Below are 8,657 nucleotides of genomic sequence, written 5' to 3' on the forward strand. Positions count from 1 at the left end.
TATGTTCGCCTAATGTTCCGGTCAACCGATTCGCCCCCCCCGGACGGTCGGGAAACCCGTTCATCGCGGATTTGTGTAGCCGGTCATTTCCAGATAGCCGCGCCCGTGCGCCGTGCCCTCGAACGCGACCGGGCCTTCCCAATAGGGGATGCGCGTGGCCATGTAGGCGTCGGGGTTGAGCGCGGTGATCGTCACGTCCAGATCGTGCCCCGGCAGGCGCAGCCGCCAGCGTGTCGGCGGGCCGCCCTCGCGTGCCGCCGGATCCAGCAGGATGTCGCCATCGCCCAGCGGAACCGCCTTGCCATCCGCGCCGATCAATGTGCCGGACTTATAGTCCTGCGCGCCGCGCAGCCGGAAGGCCATGAGCCGCCGCCCGTCATCGAGATTGAGCGAGAACCAGTCCCAGCCGCTCTGATCTTCGGCCAGCGGCTGGCTGGACCATTCCCGGTCGAGCCAGCCCGCGCCGCTGACCGCACGCGGCCCATCGCCCAGATCGACCGTGCCCGCCGCGTCATAGAAGGGCTGCGAGTAGTAATAGCTCGCCTGCCCGGCCTGCGACTTGACGGAATAGCCCCCCTGCCCGTGCCGGATGAGCGGTCCCTGCGCGCGCAGTCGCAGCGAATAGCGGAAATCCGGCCCGGCGGCTGACAGGGTCAGATCGGCGGGCGTTGCGCCTTGCATCTGCCATTCGTCGATCCAGGCGGCGAAGGGCGCGGCCGTGGCACCCGCCTGCCCGGTCCCACCGCGCGCATAGCGTTCGGAGACGACATGAAGGTCCGCCGTAGTCACCGCGGCATGGCCCAGCCATGCCTGCGGCGGCGCGCCGCCCGGCCCGGCCGGCTCGGGCGAGAGGGCGGAGCGGAACAGCGTCCACTGGATGCCCAGCTCGGTGCCGTCCTCAAAGCTGAGCGGCGCGGTCAGATACCACCATTCGATCCGATAGCGCGGATGCGGCGCGTGATCCTGCGGAAACCGGATTGGGCGGGCGGGATCGGGCATGGCGTAACCGGCGGACTCGGTTCCCAGCCCGGCGAAGCCCTGGGCGCGGGCCTGCGATGCGGCGAGGGCCGAGAGGATCAGGGCGCGTCTATTGATCAAGGCTCTGCACCTCCGACAGCGCGCGGGGCGAGATCCGGGACAGTCGCCAGGCCGGCCACAGCGCCGCCAGCACAGCGGCCAGGCAGCCCAGCCCCATCAGCAGCAGCCAGGCGCCGGGATCGGCGCGGAAGGGCAGCCGCCAGCCGAACGCCTCGACATTGACCACCGTGAGCAGCAGCCAGCACAGCGCCAGCCCCACCGGCAGGGCGAGCATCGCGGTCAGCGCGGCGCTGAGCGTGACGCGGACCAGTTCGAGCCGCGCGAGATGCCGCCGGTCCAGCCCCATCGACCACAGCGGCGCGAGGCGGGGCAGGCGCGAATCGGCAATGGTCAGCAGCGAGGTCAGCACCGCGAACCCGGCAACGGCCAGCGTCAGCGTGTTCAGCGCCGCGGTCACCGCGAAGGTCCGCTCGAAGATGCGGAGCGAGACCGATTTCAGCTCGGCCTGAAGGGCGATCCGGTCGGCCGGGATTCCGCCTGCGATCAGATCATCGCGCAGCGCCTGCGGCCGGTCGGTTCGGATGGCGATGCGGGCCGGAACGGCGCCGGGCGCGATCCGGTCCAGACGGGGCTGCGACACCAAGAGCTTGCCCAAGGGGTTGCCGTAATCGGCGATGATGCCCACGATCTCGGCCGGGCCGTCGGGCAGCGTCACCATGTCGCCGGGGCCGAGCCCGCTGCGATAGTGAAGCTGTTCGTTGATGATCGTGGCCCGGCCCGCGTAGAGCCGGTCCCAGGCATCGGGCGCGCCCGTGAGCAGCGGCCAGTCCTCGCGATAGGTCGGGTCATCGACGACGGCATAGATCTCTGACGGCTGCCCGGCGATCTCGGCATCCGCCCAGGTGATCGGCAGGGGGCGCGCATCGTCCCCCAGCAGCGCGGAGAGTGCCGCCCCGCCATCGGGGGTGGCGACATAGAGCTCCGCGGCAAGCCGCTGGTCGATGAAATCGGAGAAGCTGCGGCGGAAGCTGTCGACCATGGTGCCGACGCCGATATTGGCCGACAGCGCCATCAGAAGCGCGGTCATGGCCAGCGACATTTGCGGGATCTGGGCGCGGGTCTCGGCCAGCGTCCATTGCGCGACCGGGCCGCGCGCGAGCGGCGCGGCGGCGCGCAGCAGCAGCGACAGGCCGGACGGCGTCAGCGCCGCCGCGCCGAGCAGCAGCGCGGCCATGGCGGCGAACCCGGCGGTGAGGCTGCCACCCAGAACCGCCAGGGCGGCGCTGAGTGCCAGCAGCGCCAGCCCGGCCGCCACCGGCAGCCAGCCCGGACGCGCGCGGGCGGGCGCGGCGATCACCGGGCCGCGCGCGGTGCGCAGGAGCGGGCCTGCGGCACTGGCGAGCGTGCCCAGCACCGCGATGGCCAGCCCGCCCAGCCACCAGACCGGACGCAGCGCCACCGCGCTGCCGATCCGGGCGCCGTAGATCCCGTCCAGCGTCAGCGACACGCCCGGCATCAGCGCCGTTGCCAGCAAGTAGCCCAGCACCACGCCGAGCAGCCCCGCGCAGGCCGCGATCAGCGCCAGCTCGGCCAGCATCAGCGCGCCGACAAGCCGCAGCGGAACGCCGAGGGCGCGCAGCACGCCCACCGTGCGGCGGCGCTGCGCCATCGCCAGCCCGACCGTGGCGCGGACGATGAACAGGCCGACGATGAAACACAGCGCCCCGAAGGCGGTGAGGTTCAGCCGGAAGCTCTGGGTCAGATCGGCGGGGTCGGTGTCCGCCGCGGCCGCCACCTGCACCAGCCCCGGCAGCACTGCCTGCGGATCGGGGGCACCCAGCGGCTGCGGCGGGGTCAGGATCAGCGCGTCGAACCCGTCCCGGCCCAGCTCGCGCTGCGCGATCCCGATATCCGCGATCGCCTGGCCTTCGGGCACGGCGGGATGGTTCGCCTGGCCCGGCCCGGCGGCGACATCCGGGGGCAGGAAGATCCGGCTGGCGGCGGCGGGATCGGCAGTGGCGTCCGCCTGTGGCCACAGCCCCGCCGGCGCGGTCAGCGGGTCGATGCCGGTCAGGGTCAGCGTGGTGCCGGGCCGGGGCTGGAACGGGCCGGAGAGGACCGGCGCGACCAGCACCCCCGCCCGGCGCAGCGCCACGAAATCCTCGACCGTGATCTCGCCGCCGTCGCGCCGTTCCAGCCGCGGCATCTCGGCGGCGATGGCGCTGCGCGCCGCTGCTTCGAGCCCGGCGCGGGCCTCGGCATTGATCGCCTGCACGCCGGTCCACAGCGCGGTGGCGAGCGCGATGCCCAGCACAAGCGTGGCAAGCTGGACCCGGTTGCGCCGCCAATGCGACCAGAACACGCCCAGCACCGCGCGGATCATCGCGGCCCCACCCGGCCATGGCTGAGATGCAGCCGCCGCCCCATCTGCGCCGCGATGCGTTCCGAATGCGTCACCAGCAGCAGGGCGCAGCCGATCTCCGCCACCAGCCCGGTCATCGCGGCGATCACCTGCTGGGCGGTGTCCTCGTCCAGATTGCCGGTCGGCTCGTCGGCGAGCAGCAGATCGGGGCGCAGCGCCATGGCCCGGCCGATGGCGACACGCTGGCGCTGCCCGCCGGAGATCTGGTCGGGCAGGCGCGCGCCCAGCCCGGACAGCCCCAGCCGCGCGGTCAGCGCCGCAATCCATGCCGGATCATGGCGCCCGGCCAGCCTGGCGTGGAAGGACAGATTGTCCGCCACCGACAGGCTGGGGATCAGGTTGAACTGCTGGAAGATCAGCGCCAGACGATGCCGGCGCAGCCGCGCCAGCCCGCGCTCGCCCAGCCCGGTGATGTCCTGCCCCACAAGGCGGATCTGGCCTGCGTCGGGCCGGTCGAGCCCGGCCACGAGATGGAGAAGCGTGGTCTTGCCCGACCCGCTTTCGCCGGTCAGCGCCATGGTCTCGCCGAAATCCAGCGTGAACGACACGTCCGACAGCACCGGCACCGCCGAATCCGCGCGGCCATAGCTTTTGCGCAGGTGCTCCACCTGGAGCGCGCGGGGCGGGGCCGCGCCCTGCGGCGTCGTCTTCGCGGCGCGCATCCGGTCGGGGTGGTTCACCGCGCCAGCCACCCGCCATCGACATTCAGCACCGCGCCGGTCACGTAGCGCGCGGCGGGCGAACACAGAAACGCCGCCGTGCCGCCGATATCCTCGGGCTTGCCCCAACGCCCGGCCGGGATGCGTTCGAGGATCTGGCGCGACCGCTCGGGGTCGTCGCGCAGCGCCTCGGTGTTGTTGGTGGCGATATAGCCCGGCGCGATGGCGTTCACGGTGATGCCATGCGGCGCCCATTCATTGGCCAGCAGTTTCGTCAGCCCGGCCACGCCATGCTTGCTGGCGGTATAGCCCGGCACGCGGATTCCGCCCTGAAAGGACAGCAGCGAGGCGATGTTCACGACCGCCCCCTGCTGCCCCGTCGCGATCAGTTCCTTGCCGAATGCCTGGCAGGTGAAGAACACCGCCTTCAGGTTCACGTCGATCACCGCGTCCCAGTCGGCTTCGGAATGGCTGACCGCATCCTCGCGCCGGATGATGCCGGCATTGTTGACCAGCAGGGTGTAGCCTTCGCCTGCGAAGTTGTCCGTCGCGGCCATGGGGTCGGCGAAATCGATCTGCAGCTCGTCGGCCTCGCCCCCGGCGTCGGTGATCGCCTCCACCGTCTCGGCGCAGGAGCGGCGCCCGGCGCAGGTGACGCGCGCACCCTGCCCGGCCAGCGTCTCGGCAATCGCCCGTCCGATGCCGGTATTCGCGCCGGTGACGAGCGCGCGCTGCCCGCCCAGTGAAAAAAGCCCTGCCATGTCCTGATCCCTTCCGCGTCGGTGAATGCTCCGGCGGCGAGCCTAGCGCCCCGCGCCCGCCAGATGAAGCCGCTACGACCGGATGCCCCGCCCTCAGCCGCGCCGGTTCCGCTGGTGCCGCACCCAGAGAAACAGCCCCGCCGCGACGAGCGCGCCGCCGACCATGATATGGCGCGAGGTGATCCCCAGCCGCGCCTGCGCGCTGTGGCGATAGCGCGGGTCGAGAAAGCGCGTATCGGCAAACAGCCGGTCCAGCGGGCCTTCGCGGCGCGGCTGAACCGGGCGCAGCCCGCGGCCGCGCGCGGGGTCGTTCAGCGCGTCGATGGCGGCGATCAGCCCGCCGCTCCGCTCGAGTTCTTCGGCCAGCCGCTCCGGCGCGCAGCCCAGATGTTCGGCCAGAAGCCGGTCGCGGATCTGGCGCACCTTTTCGCGGTCCTGCGGCCGGTCGGCCATGATCGCCACGTCGCTTTCGGTGTCGAACCCCATCGAGCGGCGGTCCAGATTGGCCGAGCCCACCCGCAGCATCCGGTCGTCGATGATGGTCACCTTGGCGTGGACATAGATCGCGGCACCGTCGTCATTGACCGGATAGAGAATGCGGAACCGCCCATGCGGATCGGCCGCCTGCAACCGGCGCATCATCCGGCCGCGCGTGACATGCATGGCCTTGTCTTCCAGCTCTGTCTGCGCGCCCTCGGGATTGATGACCACGATTTCCGGGCCGTCGGGATCCTGCATGCGCTGCATCACTGCATCGGTGATGCTGTCAGAGGCGAAATACTGGGATTCGAGATAGATGTAATCCTGCGCCGCGGCGATGGAATCTTGAAAGAGCTGCTCGATCTCGGCCGTGATGGGGCGGTCGGATTCGGGCGGCTCGGTGCGGGCGATGGCCACGTCGATCTCGGTGAAATCCACCGCGAGCCCGTCCGGCCAGCGGCTTTCGCCGGGGCGGAATTCCTCCTCCATCGAGTCGTCATTGGCGCGTTCCCAGCGATGGCGGCACAGCTCGCTGATCGCGGCGGCGGCCCGGCCGGTCATGATCGTGGTCACGTCATGCCAGGGCTGCAATACCTCGCCCTCGCGCGAGAGCCGATTGGGGTTGTCCGAGGCATGTTCGGAGGTGTCCCAACGCCCGGCGGTCACGTCGATCCCGCCGCAGAAGGCGACGGAATCATCGACCGAGACCAGCTTCTGGTGGTGGCAGGCGCCGATCGGGTGGCGGCCGTCGAAGGCCAGGTGGATCTGGTCGGGCGACATGAACTTGATCTGCAGCGACGGCATGATGCCGCCCGGCGCGATCAGCGCGCCGCCGCTCCATTTCAGCAGATAGACATCCAGCCCGCTGCGGCGTTCGACGAGCGCGTCGAGAAACCGGCCGATCCGGTTGGGCAGACCGTCGGGCGCGTTGCCGTCTTCATCGCTTTCGCCGGGCAGCATCTCCATCTCGAAATCGAAATCCCAGCCGACCAGGATGATGAGCCGCTCGGCCTTGGCGAGCACCTCGCGCAGCAGCCGGAAGTAATCCGCCCCGTCCACGATCACCGAAAACCGCTCGGCGGGTTCCACCTGCCAGCAATTCTCGCCGGGCTCGAATTTGAGATGATCCATGGCGTCCTTCGGGGGCAGAGTTCGGAATAACGGCCCGGACCGGCGATCTGCCGATCCGGGTCTGGGCGTCAGGCAAGATCGCGCAGCTTCGGCTCGCGGTCCCAGTAGCGCAGCTTCGCCGCCTCGAGGAGGCCGGCGATGTCGGTCACGCCATCATCCTTCTCCACACCCGCCTTGTCGAGCAGCGCCTGCGCGCCTTCGCTGGCGCCGATGGCCTTGAGATGGGCGTATGCATCCGACACGAAGCCGATCGCGGCGCTGTTCTTGGCCAGCTTCTGCGCCGCGTCGCCGGTCAGCACCAACGCCACCGCGTCGAACAGCACCGAGGGCGAACCGGCAAGCTGCCCGTCCGCGGTCATCTCGCCCTGGTCGAGCGGGATGCCACCGACCTTCGGCGCGACCAGCATGGCCGTGCCCCCGGCGGATTCGACGGCGCTTTTCAGCGACTCGATCTCGGACTTGCTGGAGCCTTCGTCGAACAGGATCGCGATCTGGCGACCCTCCAGCGTGGCGGGCCAGTTCTTCTGGATCGATAGCGCGTCGGAGACATCAAGGTCAATCGGCGCCTTCGCCGGTTCGGCCGCTTCCGGCAACTCGATGCCCAGCCCGTCCGCGACGCGGCGGCCCAGATCCTCGTGCAGCACCCGCAGATGCGACAGCACCCGCTCGCGCACGTGATCCAGCGACACCTTGGACAGCTCGAAGGTGATGGCCGAGGCGATATGGGCGCGTTCGTTGTCCGTCACCGAGTTCCAGTAGAGCCGCGGCTGGCTGTAGTGATCCGCGAAGCTCTCCGGCCGGATGCGCAGCTTCTTGCCCTCGACGCGCTGTTCGGCGGTGTGGAACCCGGCCTCGACCGGACGGGGGCCGGGATCTTCGCCCGCGTCGTTCAGGCTGTTGGGCTCGTAATTCGCCCGGCCCTTGAAGATCATGGTCTGCATCATCCCGTCGCGCTGCATGTTGGCGAAGGGGCATTTCGGTGCATTGACCGGGATCTGGTGGAAATTCGTCGTGCCGAGCCGCGATTTCTGCGTGTCGAGATAAGAGAATAGCCGCCCCTGCAGAAGCGGGTCGTCGGTGAAGTCGATCCCCGGCACCACGTTGGAGGGCAGGAAGGCCGACTGCTCGGTCTCCGCGAAGAAATTATCCGGGTTGCGGTCCAGCACCATGCGGCCGACGACGCGCAGCGGCACCACCTCCTCGGGGATGATCTTGGTGGCGTCGAGCACGTCATAGGGCAGCGAGTCCGCCAGATCCTGATCGAAGATCTGCAGCGCCAGCTCCCATTCCGGGTAATCGCCGCGCTCGATCGCCTCCCACAGGTCGCGGCGGTGGAAATCGTTATCCGCACCCTGCGCCTTGGCCGATTCGTCCCAGATGAAGGACTGGGTGCCCAGCTTCGGGCGCCAGTGGAACTTGCAGAACTGCTCCTCGCCCTGCGCATTCACCAGCTTGAAGGTGTGGACGCCGAACCCCTCCATCATCCGCAGGCTGCGCGGGATGCCGCGGTCGGACATCGCCCAGATCAGCGTGTGCAGGGTTTCGGGCATCAGCGAGACGAAATCCCAGAACGTGTCATGGGCGGATCCGGCCTGCGGATAGGCGCGGTCGGCCTCCATCTTCACGGAGTGGATCAGATCGGGGAACTTGATCGCGTCCTGGATGAAAAAGACCGGAATATTGTTGCCGACCAGATCCCAGTTGCCTTCATCAGTGTAGAACTTGACCGCGAAGCCCCGCACGTCGCGCGGCGTATCGACCGAGCCCGCGCCACCGGCCACGGTCGAGAAGCGGGTAAAGACGGGGGTTTTCTTGCCCTTCTCGGCGAACAGGCTGGCGCGGCTGATCTCGGGGATCGGGTCGGTGCATTCGAAATAGCCATGCGCGGCCGAGCCGCGGGCGTGGACGATCCGCTCGGGGATGCGCTCGTGGTCGAAATGGAAGATCTTCTCGCGCAGCACGAAATCTTCCAGCAGGGTCGGGCCGCGCGCGCCCGCCTTCAGGCTGTTCTGGTTGTCGGAGATCGGGACGCCGAAATTCGTCGTCATCGCCTGCGTGTCGCCGGTGGCCAACTGGTGGCGTTCACCCGCATTTCCGCGTTCGGTCTTGTAGCTTTTATCGTCTGCCATCGCTCCTGCCTTCCGGTGAGGTGGGTCCGCGGCGCGC

Annotated in this window: 6 protein-coding genes; all 6 read right to left on the reverse strand. The window is 69.4% G+C overall.

The window, feature by feature from the left end:
• Nucleotides 1-60: 60 nt before the first annotated feature.
• The 6 genes from BLT73_RS07280 to BLT73_RS07305 all read right to left on the reverse strand — a co-directional run bounded on the left by BLT73_RS07280 (nucleotide 61) and on the right by BLT73_RS07305 (nucleotide 8,620).
• Nucleotides 61-1,095 carry a lipocalin-like domain-containing protein gene (locus BLT73_RS07280; protein ID WP_090522580.1) on the reverse strand — a complete coding sequence of 345 codons (1,035 nt, stop codon included), beginning with the start codon at nucleotides 1,093-1,095 and terminating at the stop codon, nucleotides 61-63.
• Complete coding sequence (locus BLT73_RS07285) at nucleotides 1,088-3,421, reverse strand: ABC transporter permease (protein ID WP_090522342.1); 2,334 nt, start codon at nucleotides 3,419-3,421, stop codon at nucleotides 1,088-1,090. Before BLT73_RS07285 ends, BLT73_RS07280 begins: the two co-directional genes overlap by 8 nt.
• Nucleotides 3,418-4,122, reverse strand: a complete 705-nt coding sequence (locus BLT73_RS07290; protein ID WP_090522582.1) for an ABC transporter ATP-binding protein — start codon at nucleotides 4,120-4,122, stop codon at nucleotides 3,418-3,420. Before BLT73_RS07290 ends, BLT73_RS07285 begins: the two co-directional genes overlap by 4 nt.
• A gap of 14 nt (nucleotides 4,123-4,136) precedes the next feature.
• On the reverse strand, nucleotides 4,137-4,880 hold the full coding sequence (gene kduD, locus BLT73_RS07295; protein WP_090522344.1) for a 2-dehydro-3-deoxy-D-gluconate 5-dehydrogenase KduD: 744 nt from the start codon (nucleotides 4,878-4,880) through the stop codon (nucleotides 4,137-4,139).
• Between the two features lie 93 nt (nucleotides 4,881-4,973).
• Nucleotides 4,974-6,491, reverse strand: coding sequence for a phospholipase D-like domain-containing protein (locus BLT73_RS07300; RefSeq protein ID WP_090522346.1), 1,518 nt, complete (start codon nucleotides 6,489-6,491; stop codon nucleotides 4,974-4,976).
• A 68-nt stretch (nucleotides 6,492-6,559) separates the two neighbouring features.
• The gene (locus BLT73_RS07305; protein ID WP_090522348.1) at nucleotides 6,560-8,620 is read right to left on the reverse strand and encodes a catalase; all 2,061 of its coding nucleotides are present in this window, start codon (nucleotides 8,618-8,620) and stop codon (nucleotides 6,560-6,562) included.
• Nucleotides 8,621-8,657 lie beyond the last annotated feature (37 nt).

This window comes from Paracoccus isoporae, assembly GCF_900101865.1.
Taxonomy (GTDB): domain Bacteria; phylum Pseudomonadota; class Alphaproteobacteria; order Rhodobacterales; family Rhodobacteraceae; genus Paracoccus; species Paracoccus isoporae.

Bases quoted from the DNA above. Each gene is read 5' to 3' on its own strand.
- kduD (WP_090522344.1), bottom strand. From the start codon at position 4,880: ATGGCAGGGCTTTTTTCACTGGGCGGGCAGCGCGCGCTCGTCACCGGC.
- BLT73_RS07305 (WP_090522348.1), bottom strand. From the start codon at position 8,620: ATGGCAGACGATAAAAGCTACAAGACCGAACGCGGAAATGCGGGTGAA.
- BLT73_RS07285 (WP_090522342.1), bottom strand. From the start codon at position 3,421: ATGATCCGCGCGGTGCTGGGCGTGTTCTGGTCGCATTGGCGGCGCAAC.
- BLT73_RS07300 (WP_090522346.1), bottom strand. From the start codon at position 6,491: ATGGATCATCTCAAATTCGAGCCCGGCGAGAATTGCTGGCAGGTGGAA.
- BLT73_RS07290 (WP_090522582.1), bottom strand. From the start codon at position 4,122: ATGCGCGCCGCGAAGACGACGCCGCAGGGCGCGGCCCCGCCCCGCGCG.